20 protein-coding genes and 1 tRNA gene are annotated in these 18,038 nt (G+C 66.7%); 7 read left to right on the top strand and 14 right to left on the bottom strand.

Annotated features, from left to right (window positions below; translation table 11 throughout):
• Positions 1 to 168: 168 nt before the first annotated feature.
• Positions 169 to 1,365 carry an acyl-CoA dehydrogenase gene (locus tag L1Z78_RS20890; protein WP_234638259.1) on the bottom strand — a complete coding sequence of 399 codons (1,197 nt, stop codon included), beginning with the start codon at positions 1,363 to 1,365 and terminating at the stop codon, positions 169 to 171.
• Between the two features lie 205 nt (positions 1,366 to 1,570).
• Between L1Z78_RS20890 and L1Z78_RS20885 the strand changes: the two genes are divergently transcribed.
• Positions 1,571 to 2,518: a LysR substrate-binding domain-containing protein gene (locus L1Z78_RS20885; protein WP_234638258.1), complete on the top strand. Its 948-nt coding sequence runs from the start codon at positions 1,571 to 1,573 to the stop codon at positions 2,516 to 2,518.
• A gap of 119 nt (positions 2,519 to 2,637) precedes the next feature.
• Here the strand turns inward: L1Z78_RS20885 and L1Z78_RS20880 are convergent, their stop codons facing one another.
• Both L1Z78_RS20880 and L1Z78_RS20875 read right to left on the bottom strand, forming a co-directional pair.
• Positions 2,638 to 3,372 (bottom strand): LrgB family protein, encoded by a 735-nt coding sequence (locus L1Z78_RS20880; protein ID WP_234638257.1) that lies wholly within the window; start codon positions 3,370 to 3,372, stop codon positions 2,638 to 2,640.
• Complete coding sequence (locus L1Z78_RS20875; protein ID WP_234638256.1) at positions 3,369 to 3,746, bottom strand: CidA/LrgA family protein; 378 nt, start codon at positions 3,744 to 3,746, stop codon at positions 3,369 to 3,371. Before L1Z78_RS20875 ends, L1Z78_RS20880 begins: the two co-directional genes overlap by 4 nt.
• 246 nt (positions 3,747 to 3,992) lie before the next feature.
• Between L1Z78_RS20875 and L1Z78_RS20870 the strand changes: the two genes are divergently transcribed.
• Positions 3,993 to 4,214 (top strand): hypothetical protein, encoded by a 222-nt coding sequence (locus L1Z78_RS20870; RefSeq protein ID WP_234638255.1) that lies wholly within the window; start codon positions 3,993 to 3,995, stop codon positions 4,212 to 4,214.
• Positions 4,215 to 4,855: 641 nt separating this feature from the next.
• Here L1Z78_RS20870 and L1Z78_RS20865 read toward each other — a convergent pair.
• Positions 4,856 to 4,940 (bottom strand) — tRNA-Leu (locus L1Z78_RS20865).
• A 39-nt stretch (positions 4,941 to 4,979) separates the two neighbouring features.
• On the opposite strand from L1Z78_RS20865, the gene cysM reads away from it, so the two are divergent.
• From cysM to L1Z78_RS20850, 3 genes are all read left to right on the top strand, one after another.
• Entirely contained in the window at positions 4,980 to 5,885 is a 906-nt protein-coding gene (gene cysM / locus L1Z78_RS20860) for a cysteine synthase CysM (protein ID WP_234638254.1), read from the top strand.
• A 78-nt stretch (positions 5,886 to 5,963) separates the two neighbouring features.
• Entirely contained in the window at positions 5,964 to 6,524 is a 561-nt protein-coding gene (locus L1Z78_RS20855) for an NUDIX domain-containing protein (RefSeq protein ID WP_234638253.1), read from the top strand.
• A gap of 6 nt (positions 6,525 to 6,530) precedes the next feature.
• Positions 6,531 to 6,758, top strand: coding sequence for a sulfurtransferase TusA family protein (locus L1Z78_RS20850; protein WP_234638252.1), 228 nt, complete (start codon positions 6,531 to 6,533; stop codon positions 6,756 to 6,758).
• A gap of 84 nt (positions 6,759 to 6,842) precedes the next feature.
• Here L1Z78_RS20850 and galU read toward each other — a convergent pair whose 3' ends face one another.
• The 3 genes from galU to L1Z78_RS20835 form a co-directional block, all read right to left on the bottom strand.
• A complete protein-coding gene (gene galU / locus L1Z78_RS20845; RefSeq protein ID WP_234638251.1) occupies positions 6,843 to 7,730 on the bottom strand; it encodes a UTP--glucose-1-phosphate uridylyltransferase GalU in 888 nt (295 codons plus the stop codon).
• Positions 7,731 to 7,737: 7 nt separating this feature from the next.
• Positions 7,738 to 10,650: a valine--tRNA ligase gene (locus tag L1Z78_RS20840; RefSeq protein WP_234638250.1), complete on the bottom strand. Its 2,913-nt coding sequence runs from the start codon at positions 10,648 to 10,650 to the stop codon at positions 7,738 to 7,740.
• Between the two features lie 139 nt (positions 10,651 to 10,789).
• Positions 10,790 to 11,419 (bottom strand): VOC family protein, encoded by a 630-nt coding sequence (locus tag L1Z78_RS20835; RefSeq protein WP_234638249.1) that lies wholly within the window; start codon positions 11,417 to 11,419, stop codon positions 10,790 to 10,792.
• 242 nt (positions 11,420 to 11,661) lie between these two features.
• On the opposite strand from L1Z78_RS20835, the gene L1Z78_RS20830 reads away from it, so the two are divergent.
• Positions 11,662 to 12,555 carry a cation diffusion facilitator family transporter gene (locus tag L1Z78_RS20830; RefSeq protein WP_234638248.1) on the top strand — a complete coding sequence of 298 codons (894 nt, stop codon included), beginning with the start codon at positions 11,662 to 11,664 and terminating at the stop codon, positions 12,553 to 12,555.
• A gap of 19 nt (positions 12,556 to 12,574) precedes the next feature.
• Here L1Z78_RS20830 and L1Z78_RS20825 read toward each other — a convergent pair whose 3' ends face one another.
• From L1Z78_RS20825 to L1Z78_RS20810, 4 genes are read right to left on the bottom strand one after another with little or no spacing between them, the layout of a single operon-like run.
• Complete coding sequence (locus tag L1Z78_RS20825) at positions 12,575 to 13,000, bottom strand: GFA family protein (RefSeq protein WP_234638247.1); 426 nt, start codon at positions 12,998 to 13,000, stop codon at positions 12,575 to 12,577.
• Positions 12,997 to 13,404, bottom strand: a complete 408-nt coding sequence (locus L1Z78_RS20820) for a DUF2809 domain-containing protein (protein WP_234638246.1) — start codon at positions 13,402 to 13,404, stop codon at positions 12,997 to 12,999. The genes L1Z78_RS20825 and L1Z78_RS20820 overlap by 4 nt, the downstream gene beginning before the upstream one ends.
• Before the next feature lie 34 nt (positions 13,405 to 13,438).
• Positions 13,439 to 13,792 carry an antibiotic biosynthesis monooxygenase family protein gene (locus L1Z78_RS20815; protein ID WP_234638245.1) on the bottom strand — a complete coding sequence of 118 codons (354 nt, stop codon included), beginning with the start codon at positions 13,790 to 13,792 and terminating at the stop codon, positions 13,439 to 13,441.
• 11 nt (positions 13,793 to 13,803) lie between these two features.
• Positions 13,804 to 14,427 (bottom strand): FMN-binding negative transcriptional regulator, encoded by a 624-nt coding sequence (locus L1Z78_RS20810; protein WP_234638244.1) that lies wholly within the window; start codon positions 14,425 to 14,427, stop codon positions 13,804 to 13,806.
• Positions 14,428 to 14,551: 124 nt separating this feature from the next.
• Between L1Z78_RS20810 and L1Z78_RS20805 the strand changes: the two genes are divergently transcribed.
• On the top strand, positions 14,552 to 16,039 hold the full coding sequence (locus L1Z78_RS20805; RefSeq protein WP_267966989.1) for a PLP-dependent aminotransferase family protein: 1,488 nt from the start codon (positions 14,552 to 14,554) through the stop codon (positions 16,037 to 16,039).
• 63 nt (positions 16,040 to 16,102) lie between these two features.
• Here L1Z78_RS20805 and L1Z78_RS20800 read toward each other — a convergent pair whose 3' ends face one another.
• From L1Z78_RS20800 to L1Z78_RS20790, 3 genes are all read right to left on the bottom strand, one after another.
• The gene (locus L1Z78_RS20800) at positions 16,103 to 16,681 is read right to left on the bottom strand and encodes a YceI family protein (protein WP_234638243.1); all 579 of its coding nucleotides are present in this window, start codon (positions 16,679 to 16,681) and stop codon (positions 16,103 to 16,105) included.
• Positions 16,682 to 16,730: 49 nt separating this feature from the next.
• Positions 16,731 to 17,303 (bottom strand): YceI family protein, encoded by a 573-nt coding sequence (locus L1Z78_RS20795; protein WP_234638242.1) that lies wholly within the window; start codon positions 17,301 to 17,303, stop codon positions 16,731 to 16,733.
• Positions 17,304 to 17,387: 84 nt separating this feature from the next.
• Positions 17,388 to 17,981: a cytochrome b gene (locus tag L1Z78_RS20790; RefSeq protein ID WP_234638241.1), complete on the bottom strand. Its 594-nt coding sequence runs from the start codon at positions 17,979 to 17,981 to the stop codon at positions 17,388 to 17,390.
• Positions 17,982 to 18,038 lie beyond the last annotated feature (57 nt).

The raw sequence follows: 18,038 nt of genomic DNA, 5'->3' as shown, positions 1-18,038 counted from the left end.
CGCCGTGACTGCGCTGGTCGAAAGTCATGCATCGCCCACTTGGCCGAAAGCGGGCGCGGCCCAACGCGAGGGACACCGAGCAAGGGCCGCCCCGCCGCGAGGGTGTCGTCCCCCTCCCGCGTAGCGAGAGAGGGGGAAGGCGCGTAGCGCCTCAGGGGGTGCTTTTTTTCAGTTCGAAAAAGCTGCGATGCCTGTTTGGGCGCGGCCCAGGATCAGGGCGTGCACGTCATGCGTGCCTTCGTAGGTGTTGACCACTTCCAGGTTGACCAGATGGCGGGCCACGCCGAACTCGTCGCTGATGCCGTTGCCGCCCATCATGTCGCGCGCCATGCGGGCGATGTCCAGCGACTTGCCGCAGTTGTTGCGCTTGATCAGCGAGGTGATCTCGATCACGTTCTGGTGCTCGTCCTTCATGCGGCCCACGCGCAGCGCGGCCTGCAGGCCCAGGGTGATCTCGGTCTGCATGTCGGCCAGCTTCTTCTGGATGAGCTGGTTGGCGGCCAGGGGGCGGCCGAACTGCTTGCGGTCCAGCGTGTACTGGCGCGCCGTGTGCCAGCAGAACTCGGCTGCGCCCAGGGCGCCCCAGGCAATGCCGAAGCGCGCGCTGTTCAGGCAGGTGAACGGGCCCTTGAGTCCGCGCACCTCGGGGAAGGCATTCTCTTCGGGGACGAACACGTCGTCCATCACGATCTCGCCCGTGATGGAGGCGCGCAGGCCCACCTTGCCGTGGATGGCCGGGGCCGACAGGCCCTTCATGCCCTTGTCCAGGATGAAGCCGCGGATCTCGCCCACATGGCCGTCCTCGGTCACTTCCTTGGCCCAGACCACGAACACGTCGGCCACGGGGCTGTTGGTGATCCACATCTTGTTGCCCTTGAGGCGGTAGCCGCCGTCCACCTTGTAGGCGCGGCTGGACATGCTGCCGGGGTCGGAGCCGTGGTCGGGCTCGGTCAGGCCGAAGCAGCCGATGAACTCGCCGCTGGCCAGCTTGGGCAGGTACTTGTTCTTCTGGTCTTCGGTGCCGAATTCGTTGATGGGCACCATCACCAGCGAGCTTTGCACGCTGGCCATGGAGCGGTAGCCCGAGTCCACGCGCTCGATCTCGCGCGCCACCAGGCCGTAGCTGACGTAGTTCAGGCCCGCGCCTCCGTACTGCGTGGGGATGGTGGGGCCCAGCAGGCCCAGTTCGCCCATCTCGCGGAAGATGCTCACATCGGTCTTCTCGTGGCGGAACATCTCCAGCACGCGCGGTGCCAGGCGCTCCTGGCAGTAGGCATGGGCCGCGTCGCGGATCATGCGCTCGTCGTCGCTCAGCTGCTGGTCGAGCTGGAAGGGGTCATCCCATTGGAAGCTGTTGCGGGCCATGTGTCGTATCTCCAAAAAAGCGAAGGCAAGGAAGTCTGGGTCGGTGCCGCCATGAGGCGTTGTCGCGCCGCATCTTAGAAGCGGCCCGGTCGGGTGCGCAAACGATGTTTGTGCATCCATGAATGCGGAAAGCGCATGTATGGAGTCCCTGTTGCGGGTTATTCCCTATGATGCGCGATATCGGAATGCGTTGAATGCATGAGTCATGCGTAGAGCCCTGCCATCCACCCAAGCCCTGGCCTGCTTCGAATCGGCCGCCCGCCACGTCAGCTACACGCGCGCCGCGCAGGAGCTGTCGCTGACCCAGAGCGCGGTCTCGCGCCAGATCATCGCGCTGGAGGAATTCCTGGGCGTGCAGCTGTTCCGGCGCACGCGCCACGGCGTGCTGCTGACCGAGGCGGGCACGCAGTACGCCCAGCAGGTCTCGCGCTGGCTGCATGGCCTGGAGCGCGACACGCTTGACATCATGGCCCACCAGGGTGAAGGCGGCCCGCTCAACCTGGCTGCCGTGCCCACCTTCGCCACGCGCTGGCTGCTGCCGCGCCTGCCGCAGCTGGCGCGCGAGCATCCCGAGGTCACGGTGCACATCGACGTGCAGACCCGGCCCTTCCTGTTCGCCGACACGGTGTTCGATGCCGCGCTGTATGCGGGCACGCCCGAGCAGGTGGCTCGCTGGCCCGGCGTGCAGGCCCAGTGGCTGATGGATGAGGAAGTCGTGCCCGTGTGCAGCCCCCAACTGCTGGCCACGGCCCAGGCACGCGAGCCGGGCCGGGCCTGGCTGCCCGTGGGGGCGCAGATCGTGGCGCAGATGCCGCTGCTGCAGCAAAGCACGCGGCCCTACGGCTGGCAGCAGTGGTTCGATGCCATGGGCGTGACCGCGCCGCGCGCGCTCGACGGCATGCGGCTGGAGCTGTTCTCCATGCTGGCCGTGGCCGCCAGCCAGGGCCTGGGCGTGGCGCTGATGCCGCCCATGCTGATCGAGCAGGAGCTGGCGCGCGGCGACCTCATCATCGCCTGTCCCCAGCCGCTGCGCGGCAACCGCGCCTACTACCTGGTCACCCCGGCGCTGGCGCCCGATGCCCAGCCAGCTCCTGCGCTGCGTGTGTTCTCTGCGTGGCTGCAGCAGCGCGCCCGGGAACACCGCCCTGCCTGAAAATTAAGCAGCTCCTGGATTGTTCAACGATGACAGTCACTTAACCGACTTATCCTTGTGGCTGGCGGGGCTTGTCCACAGGCTTGTGGGGGTGCCTCTGGGGAAAACCCGGGTGCTCTTCAAAACCACGGCAGAACGGCCAGGCACAGCGGCATGACCACGGCCGTGGCCACGCCGTTGAGGCCCATGGCCAGGGCCGAGAAGGCGCCCATGGTCGGGTGGATCTGCAGAGCGCGCGCCGTGCCGATGGCATGGGCCGTCAGGCCCAGCGCAAAGCCCTGCACGGCCGGGTCCTCGCTGCGCACCAGGCGGATCAACAGCGGCGCCATCATGGTCCCGGCGATGCCGGTGATCGCCACGGCCACGGCCGCCAGCGAGGCCGGGCCGCCGAAGCGCTCGGCCATGGGCAGGGCGATGGGAATGGTGGCCGACTTGGGCGCCAGGGCCACCAGGGTCTGGACCGAGCCGCCCAGGCTCCAGCCGATCAGCAGCGCCGACAGCAGTGCCACCACACAGCCCACGGCCAGTGCCACGCCGATGGGCAGCCATAGCGCGCGGATGCGCTCGCGCTGCGCATACAGCGGAATCGCCAGTGCCACGGTGGCCGGGCCGATCAGCAGGCCCAGCAGCGAGACGCCGCTGCGGTAGCTGGCATAGGAGGTTCCCGTGGCCAGCAGCACGCCGACGATGACGACCACGGCCGTGAACACCGGGATCAGCAGCGGATGGTTGCCGCTGCGCCGGTACAGCGCCATGGCCGCCAGGTAGACCGCCATGGTCAGCACCAGCCAGGGCAGGTGGGCCGTCGGTGCGCTGCCGGCCAGCGACTGCCAGAGGGCGGACAGCGTATTCATGCCTTCTCTCCCTGGCTGGCGGCTGCTTCGCGGGCACGCTGGCGCTCCAGGCACCAGCGGAAAGTGAAGGCCGTGGCCAGAAAGGTGATGGCCGCGCCCGCGATGCAGGCGATCACGAAGGGCTGCCATTCGCGCGAAAGCCGGTCGAACTCCAGCATCACGCCCGCGATCACGGGGATGAACAGCAGCATCATGTTTTGCAGCAGCACGCCGGCGACCTTCTCCAGCGGTTCGGGCAGGTGGCCATGGCCCAGCAGCGCCGCCAGCAGCAGCAGAGTGCCCACGAGCGCGCCGGGAAGCGGCAGGCCGGTGAGCTGGACGACGGCTTCGCCCAGCAACTGGAAGGCGAACAAGGCGGTGATGGCGTAGAGCATGGAAACCGGAAACTCCTGGGTCAGACGGTGGAAGGCGCGAAAGAGCGGGCAAGGTGTCGGGCCGGCCGTTGCAGGGACAGGGCCGGCCCTGGCTGCCTGTGGGACGCCGCCGCGAAGCGTGCCATCATCGCCCACAACACGAAAAAAGGTGCGGCCACCGATTGCGCGCCATGGCGGGCGCGGCTATGTTGAGTGCGTGCCCCGGCAGTCGCGGGGCATGTGACTTTGATCAGTGAAGGAGTAGCGATGGCCGAAACCACATATCACGCACCGGTGTACGAGCCCACGGTCGATGAACTGGAGGTGCTCAAGAAGCTGGAGATGGGCGAACCCGTGTCGCTGGAGAGCGCGGCGCGGGAGCACCTGTCCCGGCGTCTGCGCGAGCGTGGACTCGTCGAGGTGGATGGTGATCGCAAGTGGCACATCACGGATGCGGGCCGCGCCCAGATCCGGCGCACCGAAGCCTGAGCGGTGGGTCTGAAATCCAAGGGTTTTCCCTTGAATTTCAGGCTGCCTGATTTGGAGGCAGGCTAGCTCGTGCCCTGTGAATGCAAGCACTTGGACGTCTCGTTCACTTGATGTTCACCGATAATCCACAGGGTTGTCCAGTTCGTCTGTGGAAAAGAAAAGCCACCCTTGGGTGGCTTTTTTGCGCGTGCTGAATGGGGTGATGGGGGGCTTGCACCTAGGCGGTGCCGGGGCCTCGAAGTGGGTGCGCGATGGCGGTGCCAAGGCTGTCCTACAGAGGGGAAATTGCAAGAAGATCTGGTGATCTCCTGATCCGGACGGCCCGTGGGCAGGAGGCCGGTCAGGCCGTTGATGAAGCACTGGCGAAGGTACTCCGGCTTCGGGGGAAATGGTCTTCGGGTGAAGTTGTGCACAGCTTTCGCGCATTGCGGCGAAAAACGCGCAGGAGCCCTCCCGCCCGGCTCGACGGGGCGTGGACTGTGGACAGGCTGGGAGCCTTGCAATGCGGTGCAGCCGCGGCACGAAGCGGGCTGCATGGCCATTGCATGCAATGGACGGAGGGCGGCGACCGCACGGGTCGGTGGCCGCAAAAAAGAAATAGCCGAAAAAGCAGGGGGCTGCTTTTTCGGCTTCGTAATCTCTGGTGCCCGGGGCCGGAATCGAACCGGCACGCCTTGCGGCGGGGGATTTTGAGTCCCCTGCGTCTACCAATTTCACCACCCGGGCTACTTAGCGCAGGGGCGAATTATGGCACAGTGTGAGGCTATGAAAATTTATCCGACCATCGAAGACGCCATCGGCCGCACGCCCCTGGTGGCATTGCAGCGCATCGGTGCGCAGTCTCGCCAGGAACGTGGCAACGTGGTGCTGGGCAAGCTGGAAGGCAACAACCCGGCCGGCTCGGTCAAGGACAGGCCGGCCCTGTCGATGATCCGGCGCGCGGAAGAGCGCGGCGAGATCAAGCCCGGCGACACGCTGATCGAGGCGACTTCGGGCAATACCGGCATCGCGCTGGCCATGGCGGCCACGATCAGGGGCTACCGCATGGTGCTGATCATGCCGGAGGACCTGTCCATCGAGCGCGCCCAGACCATGAAGGCCTATGGCGCCGAGCTGATCCTCACGCCCAAGAGCGGTGGCATGGAGTACGCGCGCGATCTGGCCGACCAGATGGTGGCCCAGGGCAAGGGCGTGGTGCTCGACCAGTTTGCCAACCCCGACAACCCGCGCATCCATTACGAGACCACGGGACCCGAGTTGTGGGAGCAGACCGGTGGCGAGATCACGCACTTCGTCAGCGCCATGGGCACGACGGGCACGATCACGGGCGTGGCCCAGTTCCTCAAGGAAAGGAATCCCGCCATCCGCATCGTTGGCGCCCAGCCGGCCGAGGGCTCGCGCATTCCCGGCATCCGCAAGTGGCCCGAGGAATACATGCCCAAGATCTATGACGCCTCGCTGATCGACGAGCTGGTGCTCGTGGGCCAGGATGATGCCGAGGACATGGCACGCCGGCTGGCGCGCGAGGAAGGCATCTTTGCAGGTATCTCGGCCGCTGGCGCCTGTTGGGTGGCCCAGCAGATCGCCGAGCGCGAGCGCAACGCCACCATCGTCTTCGTGGTCTGCGACCGCGGCGACCGTTACCTGTCCACGGGCGTGTTCCCCGCCTGAACCCACGAAGGGCCCGCCTTGCAGCGGGCCGTCGTCATTGCCCAGAGTGCCTGGACTCCAGGACACAGGAACCGCCCCATGCATTACGAAACCCGTTATTGCACCCATTGCGCCACGCCGCTGCAATGGGTGGTCCAGGCCGAGGACGGCGGCGAGGTCTCGCGCCTGCGCTGTGCCGAATGCGGCTGGACACACTGGAACAACCCGACGCCCGTACTGGCCGCCATCGTCGAGGTCGATGGCAAGGTGCTGCTGGCGCGCAATGCGGCCTGGCCGGCGACCATGTTCGCGCTGATCACGGGCTTCATGGAGGCGGGTGAATCGCCCACCGAGGGCGTGGCCCGGGAAGTCAAGGAAGAAACCAATCTCGACGTGCTGTCCTGCGAGATCGTCGGGGCCTATGAGTTCCTGCGCATGAACCAGGTCATCATCGCCTACCATGTGGTGGCGCAGGGCGAGGTCAAGCTGTCGCCCGAGCTGCTGGACTACCGGATGTACGCGCTGAACGAACTCAAGTGCTGGCCGGCCGGCACCGGCTATGCGCTGGCCGACTGGCTCAGGAGCCGTGGCCACGAGCCGGTATTCTTCACTGCCGAGGAAAACGCGGCGCGCCGCGCGGGCCTGGGCCTGAACAACTGAAGCACTATGCAAGTAGACAAGGAAATCGACACGCGCGGGCTCAACTGCCCGCTGCCCATCCTCAAGGCCAAGAAGGCGCTGGCCGAACTCGACAGTGGTCAGCTGCTCAAGGTGGTGGCCACCGACACGGGATCGCTGCGCGACTTCCAGGCCTTTGCAAGGCAGACGGGCAACGAGCTGGTGGAGCAGCAGACCGTGGGCGCGGAGTTCATCCATATCCTGCGCCGGCGCTGAGCGGCTGAACGCGGTTCCCTCCAAGGAAAAAGGCCTGTTTTCGCAGGCCTTTTGCATGGGGCAGGGCGGCTCTGAGGCCCGGCCTCAGATGCTCAGGCCCTGCAGGTATTCGCGGAAGCTTGCTCCCACATCCTCGTGCTTCAGCGCCAGTTCCACCGTGGCCTGGAGAAACCCTTCCTTGCTGCCGCAATCGTAGCGCTTGCCCTGGTACTGGAAGGCGTAGACGGCCTCGGAGGCCATCAGGCGCTCGATGGCATCGGTCAGCTGGATCTCGCCGCCCACGCCCTTGGGCTGGTTGCGGATCTCCTCGAAGATGGCTGGCGTCAGCACGTAGCGGCCGGCCACGCCCATGCGCGAGGGCGCCTTCTCGGGTGCGGGCTTTTCGACGATCTGCTCGATGCGCATCAGCGCACCGCCAGCGGGCTCGCCGGCCACGATGCCGTAGCGCCGGGTCTGCTCCAGCGGCACTTCCTGCACGGCCAGCAGCGAGCGGCCCTGCTTCTGGAAGGCGGAGGTCATCTGCGACATCACGCCGGGGCCGCCCGGTTCGCCGACCATCAGGTCATCGGCCAGCAGCACGGCAAAGGGCTCGTTGCCGACCAGGGGCTCGGCGCACAGCACGGCATGGCCCAGGCCCAGCGAGCGCGGCTGGCGCACGAACAGGCAGTTCATGTCGGCGGGGCTGATGCTGCGCACCAGCTCGAGCATGGCCTGCTTGCCGGCGTTCTCCAGCTCGTTTTCCAGTTCGTAGGCGGTGTCGAAATGGTCCTCGATGGCGCGCTTGCTGCGGCCGGTGACGAAGATCATGTCGCGGATGCCGGCCTCGTAGGCCTCCTCGACGGCGTACTGGATCAGCGGCTTGTCCACCACGGGCAGCATCTCCTTGGGGGAGGCCTTGGTGGCGGGCAGAAAGCGTGTGCCAAGTCCCGCGACGGGGAACACGGCTTTGCGGACACGGGTTTGAGTGCTCATGTGTTTGTCACCCCAGGCGGGCGAGTTGTTCCTTGATGCGGGCCAGCGTCGCCCCGAAGTCGGCCACGCGTTTCTTTTCCTGGTCGATCACGGCCGGGGGGGCCTTGGCCACGAAGGCTTCGTTGCCCAGCTTGGCATTGGCCTTGGTGATCTCGCCTTCCAGGCGTGCAGCTTCCTTGGACAGGCGGGCCTTCTCGGCGGCCACGTCGATCTCCACGAACAGCGCCAGACGCGCATCGCCCACCACGCAGACCGGTGCGGCCTGGGCGGCTTCGGCCCAGGCGGCCTCGTCGTCGAAGACCTTGACCTCGCTGAGCTTGGCCAGGCTCGTGAGCACGGCGGCGTTGGTGCGCAGGAAATCGGCTTCATCGGCCGAGCCGGCCACGGCCAGCAGCGGCAGGCGCTGGGCCGGCGACACGCCCATCTCGCCACGCAGCGTGCGGCAGGCGTCGATCATCTGCTTGATGCGGCCCACGTAGGCGATGGCGGTCTCGTCGATCTTCTCGGGCTGGGCCTCGGGGTAGCGGGCCACGGCCACGGATTCGCCGGGCAAGCCGGCGACCGGGGCGACCTTCTGCCACAGGGCTTCGGTCACGAACGGGATGATGGGGTGGGCCAGGCGCAGGATGGCCTCCAGCGTGCGGATCAGGGTGCGGCGCGTGGCGCGTTGCTGGGCCTCGTTGCCGGTCTGGATCTGCACCTTGGCGATTTCCAGGTACCAGTCGCAGAACTCGTTCCAGACGAAGTCGTAGAGCGCGTTGGCCACATTGTCCAGTCGGAACTCGGCAAAGCCCCTGGCGATCTCCGCTTCGACCTTTTGCAGCTGCGAGGCGATCCAGCGGTCGGGCTGGCTGAATTGCAGGTAGCCCGCGAACTCGCCACCGGGCTGGCATTGCTCCTTGGTGTGGGGCTGCAGGCCGCAGTCATGGCCTTCGCAGTTCATCAGCACGAAGCGGCTGGCGTTCCACAGCTTGTTGCAGAAGTTGCGGTAGCCCTCGCAGCGCTTGCTGTCGAAGTTGATGGAGCGGCCCAGCGAGGCCAGGGCGGCGAAGGTGAAGCGCAGCGCGTCGGCGCCGTAGGCGGGTATGCCTTCGGGGAATTCCTTTTGCGTGTTCTTGCGCACCTGGGGCGCGGTCTCGGGGCGGCGCAGTCCTTGCGTGCGCTTGTCCAGCAATTGCTCCAGTGCGATGCCGTCGATCAGGTCCACGGGGTCGAGCACGTTGCCCTCGGACTTGCTCATCTTCTTGCCCTGGGCATCGCGCACCAGCCCATGCATGTAGACATGGCGGAACGGCACGCGGCCCGTGAAGTGCGTGGTCATCATGATCATCCGGGCGACCCAGAAGAAGATGATGTCGTAGCCCGTGACCAGCACGGAGCTGGGCAGGTAGAGGTTGAAGTCGTCGTCGGCCGCCTCGGTCTGGTTCGGCCAGCCCATGGTGGAGAAGGGCACGAGGGCCGAGGAGTACCAGGTGTCCAGCACGTCCTCGTCCCGCGTCAGCGTCTTGCCGGGCGCCTGGGCCTGGGCCTCGGCTTCGCTGCGGGCCACGTAGACCTTGCCGTCCTCGTCATACCAGGCGGGAATCTGGTGGCCCCACCACAGCTGGCGCGAGATGCACCAGTCCTGGATGTTGTTCATCCACTGGTTGTAGGTGTTGACCCAGTTCTCCGGCACGAACTGCACCTGGCCGCTGGAGACGGCATCGATGGCCTTCTGCGCGATGGACTTGCCCGTGACATCGCCTTCGCCGACCTTGTTCATGGCCACGAACCACTGGTCGGTCAGCATGGGCTCGATCACCTGGCCCGTGCGCGTGCAGATAGGCACCATGAGCTTGTGCTTCTTGGTCTCGACCAGCAGGCCTGCGGCATCGAGGTCGGCCACGATGGCCTTGCGCGCCACGAAGCGGTCCAGGCCCCGGTATTTTTCGGGGGCCTCGTCGTTGATGGTGGCCGTCAGCGTCAGCACGCAGATCATCGGCAGGCCGTGGCGCTGGCCCACGGCATAGTCGTTGTTGTCATGCGCGGGCGTGACCTTTACCACGCCCGTGCCGAACTCGCGGTCCACGTACTCGTCGGCAATGATGGGAATCTGGCGGCCGACCAGGGGCAGGGTCACGGTCTTGCCGATCAGCGCCTGGTAGCGCTCGTCCTCGGGGTGGACCATGACGGCCACATCGCCCAGCATGGTCTCGGGGCGCGTGGTGGCGACCACGAGCTGGCCCGATCCGTCGGTCAGCGGATAGGCGATGTGCCACAGCGAGCCATCCTTTTCCTCGCTCTCGACTTCCAGGTCGGAGACGGCGGACATCAGCTTGGGGTCCCAGTTCACCAGGCGCTTGCCACGGTAGATCAGGCCCTGCTGATACAGGCGCACGAAGGTCTCGTTGACGATGGACGACAGCTTGTCGTCCATGGTGAAGTACTCGCGGCTCCAGTCCACGCTGTCGCCCATGCGGCGCATCTGGCCGGTGATGGTATTGCCGCTGTGGTTCTTCCACTCCCAGACCTTGCTCACGAAGTTCTTGCGGGCCTCGGGCGGCGTGGCGCCCATGTCGTGGCGGCTGACGATGCCCTGCTCCTGCAACTGGCGCTCGACCACGATCTGCGTGGCGATGCCCGCATGATCGGTGCCCGGCACCCAGACCGTGTTGTGCCCCTTCATGCGGTGGTAGCGCGTGAGGCTGTCCATGATGGTCTGGTTGAACGCATGGCCCATGTGCAGCGTGCCCGTCACATTGGGCGGTGGCAGCTGGATGGAGAACGAGGGCTGGGTGGCGTCCGCCCGGCCCGTGCCGCGCACGCCGGCCGCGCCGTAGCCTCGCCTTTCCCATTCGGGGCCCCAGTGGGCCTCGATGGCGGCGGGTTCAAACGATTTGGACAGGCTGTCGAGGCCTGGCTGGGCAATGGTGTCGCTCATGGCTTGCTTGCGGGGAATTTGGCAAATGGCAAATGAAAACGGCATCCGTTGAAGGGATGCCGTCTGCAACTGCGCAATGGATGACGGTTTGACGGGGATTCTACCGACCCCGTCCGCCAGTCTGTTCTCCGGGTCTTATTCAGGCCGCGGTGCCCGGCACGAACTCGGGGCGGTCGTTGCTCTGGGGCTTGAGCGGCTGGGCGGCCTTGCCCTCGGCGCGCTCCTTGCGCCATTGCTCCTTGCGGGCCGTCCACTCGTCGAGGCGGGCCCGGGCCGTGGTGCTCTCGCGCGCCATCTGCACTTCGTCGGCCAGCTGGGCCGACAGCTCCAGGCGGATGCCGTTGGGGTCGAAGAAATAGATGCTCTTGAAGATGTGGTGGTCGGTCACGCCCAGCACCTCGATGCCATGCGCCACCAAGCGGGCCTTGGTGTTCTCCAGCTCCTGGACCGTGTCCACGCGGAAGGCGATGTGGTTGATCCACAGCGGCGTGTTGGGCGAAGGCAGGGCCTTTTCGTCGTCGCCGATGTCGAAGAAGGCGATGAAGGAGCCGTCCTTGAGGCGGAAGAAGAAGTGGGTATAGGGGCAGTACTCGCCCGTGCTGGGCACATAGTCGCTCTGGATGATGTGGTAGAGCGGCAGGCCCAGGATGTCCTCGTAGAAGTGGCGGGTCTCCTCGGCATCGCGCGCCTTGTAGGCGTAGTGGTGCAACTGCTGCACGGCGGCGGGCGGGGGCAGCGTGGACAGGTCGGGACGGGCGGTGGTGTTCATTGCTTGTCTCCTTGGTGGATGAGTGATTCTACTATCCGTAATCAATTAACCTAAAAGAAATGTTGTGGACGTGGCAGGGATAAGCCGTGGCGGGAGTCCGGATCGCCTGGCGGCTGGCCGGGGCTTGACCTTCAAGTCACTTCAGGCATTCTGATGGCGTTCCCTGTCCCTGCATTCCCGTGGCTACCACGGGTCGCAGCGGCCGTCCGGCCCATCCCGCCGTTTTCAAGCCAAGGAGCATCATGAGCGACAGCCATCAACACGGCGACGTGCGCGCCCTGCCCGAATCCCGTCTCTGGTTCGCCTTCGGATTGACCAGCAGTTTCATGGTGGTGGAGATCATCGGCGGCATGGTCACGGGGAGCCTGGCCCTGATCTCCGATGCCATGCACATGCTGACCGACGCGATGGCGCTGCTGCTGGCGCTGGTGGCCATACGCGCAGGGCGCAAGGCAGCCGACCTGCTGCGCACCTACGGCTATGCGCGCTTCGAGATCCTGGCCGCGGCCGTCAATGCCCTGGTGCTGCTGGGCGTGGCCTTCTACATCCTGTATGAGGCCTGGCGCCGGGTGTCGGAGCCTGCGCAGATCCAGTCCCTGGGCATGATGGCGGTCGCCGTGGTGGGGCTGGTGGTCAACCTGGCCTCCATGCGCCTGCTGGCCGGCGGCAAGGACGAGAGCCTGAACGTGAAGGGTGCCTACCTGGAGGTGTGGGCCGACATGCTGGGCTCGGTCGGTGTGATCGTCGGCGCCGCGCTGATCTGGCTGACGGGCTGGCGCTGGATCGACTCGGCCGTGGCGGTGGGCATAGGCTTCATGGTGTTCCCCCGGACCTGGACCCTGTTGCGCGAGTGCATCAACATCCTGCTGGAAGGCGTGCCTTCCGGGGTGAGCCTGCAGGCAGTGCGTGACGCGATCTCGGACACGCCGGGCGTGGCCGCCATCCACGATGTCCACCTGTGGGCCGTCACGCAGAGCAAGCCGATGCTGACCGGCCACGTGGTGCTGCGGCCCGCAGCGGATGGCGAGCAGGTGCGTCGCGCCATCGAGGAGCGGCTGCAGGCGGACTTCGATCTGCACCATACGACGCTGCAGATGGAGCGTGAGGACCGCTCTGCCGCAGAGCACATCCACTGAGGAGTGCCCGGAGCCTGGCTCAGGCCGGGGGCGCCGGATGCCAGGGCACGGCCGAGTCGGCGTGGACATGGCGCTGCCTGGCGGGCCTGAACGCCGTGTCCAGCGTGCCCAGGGCCAGGCAGATCCAGTCGGAGAATTCGCCCGAGGTCCGCTGCCAGGTCAGCGTGGAGCCGCACAGGCCGCAAAAGCGCCGCGTCACGTCCGGTGATGACCGGTAGCTGCATAGCCGTGCGGCGCCGCTGGTGATGGAGAAATGCGCCATTGGCACGGCGCCGTAGCTGGCGAAGGCCGCGCCGTGGGCCTTGCGGCACATGCTGCAATGGCAGTGCGAGACGGCCTTGATGTCGGCAAGGACCTCATAGCGGACCGCGCCGCACAGGCAACTGCCGAGGTAGGGAGGCCGGGAGGGCGCATCGTCCCGGATGGCTGGCGTGGCGGCCGTCATGGCGTGGCGCTCCCATGCCCGCGGGCGCGCAGTGCGGCCTGCGTGGCCAGCACGGCGGCAAAGCCCAGCACATAGGCCAGCACATCCCACCAGTCGGGCGTGCTGCCCAGCACGATGCGCAGTGCGCGGTTGGGTAGATGCCATTGCCAGACCGACGCCAGGTACTGGCCCAGCTCGACCAGCAGGCCGACACCCAGCGCCGCCGATGCCAGCGGCAGCACCGGCGCTGCGATGAAGGTCCTGAACACGCAATAGACCCATGCCACGGCCAGCACGTCGCCAAAGAAGCTGCGAACCCAGCCCCAATGCGCGCCGACGGTGGCCAGCAGCACGAGCAGGATGAACAGGGCCACCGCCCACGCCAGGGAAAAAAAGTCGAAACGCCATCGCATGGCCGCCATCATCGGGCCAAAAGCAGGGTGTGCCGGCGGCATCGACTCACGAAAGAATCTGGCCAGCCTCCGGTTCAAGGCGAGTGCCTGCCAGCGGATGGACGATTGCTCCGTCGCCGTAGCTGCCCAACACCTGGGCGATCACCACCTGATAGCCCTTGAGCCAGCGCGCCTGCTGCCGCTTGGCCTCGATATGCGCAGGGTGGCGCATCAACTGCTGCAAGGCTTCCCAGGTCTGCCAGTAATAGACATTCGAGACCAGGCCGGTCGCGGGGTTCTCCCAGGCCTCCTCGCCCAGATAGCCGTCAATGGCGCGGGCGATCTCGGCGATCCGGCCATCGAGGGCGTGGAACTCGGCGTCGTAGTCGCCGGGCAAGAAGGTGAAGGTGGAGGTGTACATGGGCTGGGCGTTTATTTTGCGGCATCCATGGCCTGGGCCAGCGCGGTGCCACCGCGCGCGCGCAGGGCCGTGGCGGCACCCTGCAAGTCCCTGGCCTCGCGGTTCTGGCTGAGCTTGGCCTTGCCCTCCAGCCGGGTGATGCGGATCTGCAGGCCGACGATGGCCTCCAGCATGGAGTCGATGAATTCGCGCGGCGAGTCGGACATCTTCCAGGGCGTGGTCTGCGTGGACTCATGCAGGCGCGTGAGCCGCCCCACCACGCCGCGCACGAACTTCTCGTCGTCGTGGACGGTGAGATGCCCGTGGACATGCACGGCCTCGTAGTTCCAGGTCGGCACCAGGCGATGCGTCTCCTGTTTGCTCGGATACCAGCCGGGCGAGATGTAGCCTTCGGCACCCCGGAAGATGACCAGCACCTGCGCGCCGTCCCTGCACTGCTGCCAGACCGGATTGGCACGCGCCACGTGAGCGGTCAGCGTGCCGGGTTCGCCGGGTTCCGCGTCCAGGAGGAACGGGATGTGGTTCGCATCCAGATGCCCCTCGGTCTGGGTGACCAGCGTGCCCAGGGGATGGCTGCGGATGAGGTCGTGCAGGCCCTCGGAGTCGGTGAGTGCAAAGTGGGCGGGCGTGTACATGGGGCAGGCAACAGGTGTCAGTGGAAGCCAGGACTATCCTTCATGTTTGGCACAATGAAAAATCCAGTTTTGTTCATTTTTGACATACCAGTTGAAAACAGCTCCCCACAAGGATGAAGGTCCGGTGCGCAGCTCCCGGGCGGTCCATGAACTGCTGAAATCCCAGATGGCCGGCGGCAGCCTGGCCGTCGGCGCACGCCTGCCTTCCACGCGCGCCCTGGCGCTGGATCTGGGGGTCTCGCGCAGCACCGTCACGGCAGCCTACGAGCAGTTGGCGGCGGAGGGCTATCTGGAGACGGCGCCCGGCAGCAGGGCACGCGTGGCGGCGGGGGCGGTGCTGCGCGGGATGGGCCAGGGCCATGGGCGCGGCGACATACCCGAGGCGCGGCAGGATTGCCGCCCCCGACTGTCCGGGTACGGGCGCAGGGTGGACTCGCTGGCCGCATCCCAGACGCCGCCTGATGCCGGCTCCCCCGCGCCCGTGATCGACTTTCTCTACGGTGCCCTGGCTTTCGACGACTTTCCCTCGCTGGCATGGAGGCGGGCCTACAACCGCGCCATCGTGCAGCGCCAGTCCTCTCTTTCCTATGACGCGCCCGAGGGTGAGCTGGCGCTGCGCCAGGCCTTGCAGGGCTATCTGCGCAGGGCCCGGGGCCTGGACTGCTCGGCCGGACAGATCATGGTGGTGCAGGGCTCGCAGCAGGCCATCGACCTGTGCGCTCGTGTGCTCGTCGATCCGGGCGAGACCGTGCTGGTGGAGGAGCCCTGCTACCTGATGGCACGCCGCGTGTTCGAGGCCCAGGGCGCGTGCGTGCAGGAGATGCCGGTCGACGAACAGGGCGTTGTCACCGCAGGGCTGGCAGGGCGCCGGGGCAAGCTGGCCTATGTCACACCTTCGCACCAGTTCCCGCTGGGGGGTGTGCTGCCCATAGGCCGCAGGCGGGAGCTGCTGTCCTGGGCGCGTGCCAGCGGAGCATGGATCCTGGAGGACGACTACGACGGTGAATTCCGCTACGGCCTGCGGCCCATCGATGCGCTGCAGTCCATCGACGAGACGGGCTGCGTGATCCATGTGGGGACCTTCTCCAAGGCCTTGTCGCCGCAGATGCGCATGGGCTATCTGGTGCTGCCACCGGCGCTGGTTCCCGTGTTCCGCGAGGCCCGGCGGCTGGCGGACCGGCATGCGCCGCGCCTGGACCAGCGCGTGCTGGCTGCGCTGATCGAGGGTGGCAGCTACGAGCGCCATGTGCGGGCCGGCCGCCGGCGCAACGAAGCGCGCAGGGTGGCGCTGTTGCGGGCGCTGGAGCGGCATCTGCCCGCGCAGGTGGAGGTCGAGGGCTCGGCCTCCGGCCTGCATGTGGTTGCCTGGATCCTGCCCGTCGCCCGTGGCGAGGAGGACGCTCTGGTGCGCCGCGCGCGGGAGTGCGGTATCGGCGTGCGCCCCATCTCGCCGTTGTATGCGGCTGGGGATGTCCACCGCAGGCACTGCTGCGCGGGACTGGTGCTGGGCTATGCCAGCCTGGAGCCCGATGCCATCGAGCAGGGGGTGCTCAGGCTGGCCGGCGTGGTGCGGCAATGGCAGGCGGGGCCGGCGATGCAAAAAGGCCCGTGACCGCCACCGGTTCACGGGCCTGGGATGGTCGGCACCCGGGCGGGGTGCCGACGCGGCCGGGCATTACTGCTGCTTGACGGCCTCGATGGACATCACCAGGCGCACCTGCTTGGGGAAGCCATAGTCCACGCCGTAGTTCACGCCGAAGGCGGTGCGGTCGATCACGGCCTCGAAGTCGCCGCCGCAGGTCTCGCGCTTTTGCAGCATGGCGTTGGGGTAGCAGGTGAACTTGTTGGCCTTGATGGTCACGGGCTGGGTCTTGTCAAGGATGGTCAGCTGGCCCGTGACTTCCTTGAGCTTGTCGCCGTCGAAGACGAACTTGTCGGACACGAACTTCGCCTGGGGGAACTTGGCCACGTTGAAGATGTCGGCGCTCTTGAGGTGCTTGTCGAAGGCGGCGGTGCCGGAACTGAGCGAGTCCATCTCCAGCACGACTTCAACCTTGCCCGTCTTGGCGTCACGGTCGAATTCCACGGTGCCGCTCTTCTTGTCGAAGCGCACGCGGTTGGTCGAGGCGCCGTTGTGGTCGATCTCGAAGGTGGCGAAGGTGTGGGTCGGGTCGATGGCGTAGGTCGCGGGCGCGGCCTGGGCTGCGGTGGCGAACAGGCCGGCGATGGCCAGGGCAAACACGGAAGTGCGCATGGAATGACTCCTTGGTTGGATGGGGTGGAAACGGTGGGGTGAACGGGGGTCAGAGCTTGCCCACGCCGGTCAGCGCGAGCTTGAACTGGACCTGGACTTCGTCGGCGACCATGGAGGTGTCACCCCATTCGCCTTCGCCGATCTTGAATTGCAGGCGCTTGAGCGGCAGGGTGCCCGTGGCCGTGGTGGTGGTGCCGGACTGGGTCAGTTGCACGGGAATGTTCACGTTCTGGACCTGCCCCTTGATGCTGAGCTTGCCGTCCACCTGGTACTTGCCGCCGCCCAGGGCCTTGACGGCCGTTGAATCGAAGACGGCCTGCGGGAACTTGGCGACGTTGAACCAGTCGGCCTTGGGCAGTTCGGCATCGGTTTCCTTGGCGCCCATGGTGGCGCTGCCGGTGTCCACGGTGAAGCGGATCTTGCTGGTGTCGGGCTTGGCCGTGTCGAACTGGACCTGGGCATCGAACTTCCTGAATTGGCCTTGCAGGGGCACGCCCATCTGCTTGGCCGTGAAGTTCACGGCGCTTTGGGCGGGCAGGAGCTTTTGCTCGGCCAGTGCTGCCTGGCCGGACAGGGCGGCAGCGGCGAGGGCGATGGTGGTCAGGGTGGAGGAAAAGCGCATGGCGAGACTCCTTGTGGTCGCGGATGTTCGGTTCGGTCGGGATGGCTGGGGCCGGATGGACACCGGCCCTGGCTGGGGAAAACGTCAGGCGCGGCCTGGCAGCATGCGGGAGATCAGGCCGTCGCGGTCGATGAACTGGTGCTTGAGGGCGGCGCCCACATGCATGGCGATCAGCAGGACCAGGGCCCAGGCCGCCCAGCCGTGCAGGGGCTTGATGGCTTCGGCCAGCGCGGGGCTGGCCGGCACGAAGTCAGGCAGGGGCAGCACGCCCAGGAAGACGATGGGAAAGCCTGCGGCCGAGCTGTAGGCCCAGCCCAGCAGCGGCACGGCGAAGAACAGCAGGTACATGGCGTGATGGGTCCCGTTGTGGGCCCAGTGCTGCCAGCGCGGCATGGCGCGGGAGATGGCGGCGGGCAGCTCGGGCGGGCGGTGCGTCAGGCGCCACAGCAGGCGCAGCAGGCTCAGGGTCAGCAGGCTGACGCCCAGCCATTTGTGCCAGTTGTACAGCTTCAGGCGCGAGGGGGAAAAGGGCAGGCCGGTCATGTACCAGCCCAGGGCCAGGGCTGCGATCAGGCCGATGGCCAGCAGCCAGTGGGCGGCCATGGCCGCGCCGGTGTAGCGCCTGGTGGAGGCTGGTCGTCGGGCTGGCGTGTTGGCGCTTGCGTGGTGCTCTGTCATGGATGGCTGAGGGGCTTTGGAACCGATCAGGGCCCCTGCATCGGGGCCCTGGGGCGA

This window comes from Delftia tsuruhatensis, assembly GCF_903815225.1.
Classification (GTDB): domain Bacteria; phylum Pseudomonadota; class Gammaproteobacteria; order Burkholderiales; family Burkholderiaceae_C; genus Comamonas; species Comamonas tsuruhatensis_A.
Note: the sequence above shows the minus strand (reverse complement) of the source record. Positions and strands in the feature narration are given on the sequence as shown.

Coding starts and splice junctions, on each gene's coding strand:
- cysM (WP_234638254.1), top strand. CDS start 4,980: ATGAAAATTTATCCGACCATCGAAGACGCCATCGGCCGCACGCCCCTG.
- L1Z78_RS20885 (WP_234638258.1), top strand. CDS start 1,571: ATGCGTAGAGCCCTGCCATCCACCCAAGCCCTGGCCTGCTTCGAATCG.
- L1Z78_RS20820 (WP_234638246.1), bottom strand. CDS start 13,404: ATGATGGCGGCCATGCGATGGCGTTTCGACTTTTTTTCCCTGGCGTGG.
- L1Z78_RS20840 (WP_234638250.1), bottom strand. CDS start 10,650: ATGAGCGACACCATTGCCCAGCCAGGCCTCGACAGCCTGTCCAAATCG.
- L1Z78_RS20810 (WP_234638244.1), bottom strand. CDS start 14,427: ATGTACACGCCCGCCCACTTTGCACTCACCGACTCCGAGGGCCTGCAC.
- L1Z78_RS20875 (WP_234638256.1), bottom strand. CDS start 3,746: ATGCTCTACGCCATCACCGCCTTGTTCGCCTTCCAGTTGCTGGGCGAA.
- L1Z78_RS20880 (WP_234638257.1), bottom strand. CDS start 3,372: ATGAATACGCTGTCCGCCCTCTGGCAGTCGCTGGCCGGCAGCGCACCG.
- L1Z78_RS20815 (WP_234638245.1), bottom strand. CDS start 13,792: ATGTACACCTCCACCTTCACCTTCTTGCCCGGCGACTACGACGCCGAG.
- L1Z78_RS20850 (WP_234638252.1), top strand. CDS start 6,531: ATGCAAGTAGACAAGGAAATCGACACGCGCGGGCTCAACTGCCCGCTG.
- L1Z78_RS20870 (WP_234638255.1), top strand. CDS start 3,993: ATGGCCGAAACCACATATCACGCACCGGTGTACGAGCCCACGGTCGAT.
- L1Z78_RS20855 (WP_234638253.1), top strand. CDS start 5,964: ATGCATTACGAAACCCGTTATTGCACCCATTGCGCCACGCCGCTGCAA.
- L1Z78_RS20835 (WP_234638249.1), bottom strand. CDS start 11,419: ATGAACACCACCGCCCGTCCCGACCTGTCCACGCTGCCCCCGCCCGCC.
- galU (WP_234638251.1), bottom strand. CDS start 7,730: ATGAGCACTCAAACCCGTGTCCGCAAAGCCGTGTTCCCCGTCGCGGGA.
- L1Z78_RS20795 (WP_234638242.1), bottom strand. CDS start 17,303: ATGCGCTTTTCCTCCACCCTGACCACCATCGCCCTCGCCGCTGCCGCC.
- L1Z78_RS20790 (WP_234638241.1), bottom strand. CDS start 17,981: ATGACAGAGCACCACGCAAGCGCCAACACGCCAGCCCGACGACCAGCC.
- L1Z78_RS20825 (WP_234638247.1), bottom strand. CDS start 13,000: ATGACGGCCGCCACGCCAGCCATCCGGGACGATGCGCCCTCCCGGCCT.
- L1Z78_RS20830 (WP_234638248.1), top strand. CDS start 11,662: ATGAGCGACAGCCATCAACACGGCGACGTGCGCGCCCTGCCCGAATCC.
- L1Z78_RS20800 (WP_234638243.1), bottom strand. CDS start 16,681: ATGCGCACTTCCGTGTTTGCCCTGGCCATCGCCGGCCTGTTCGCCACC.
- L1Z78_RS20890 (WP_234638259.1), bottom strand. CDS start 1,365: ATGGCCCGCAACAGCTTCCAATGGGATGACCCCTTCCAGCTCGACCAG.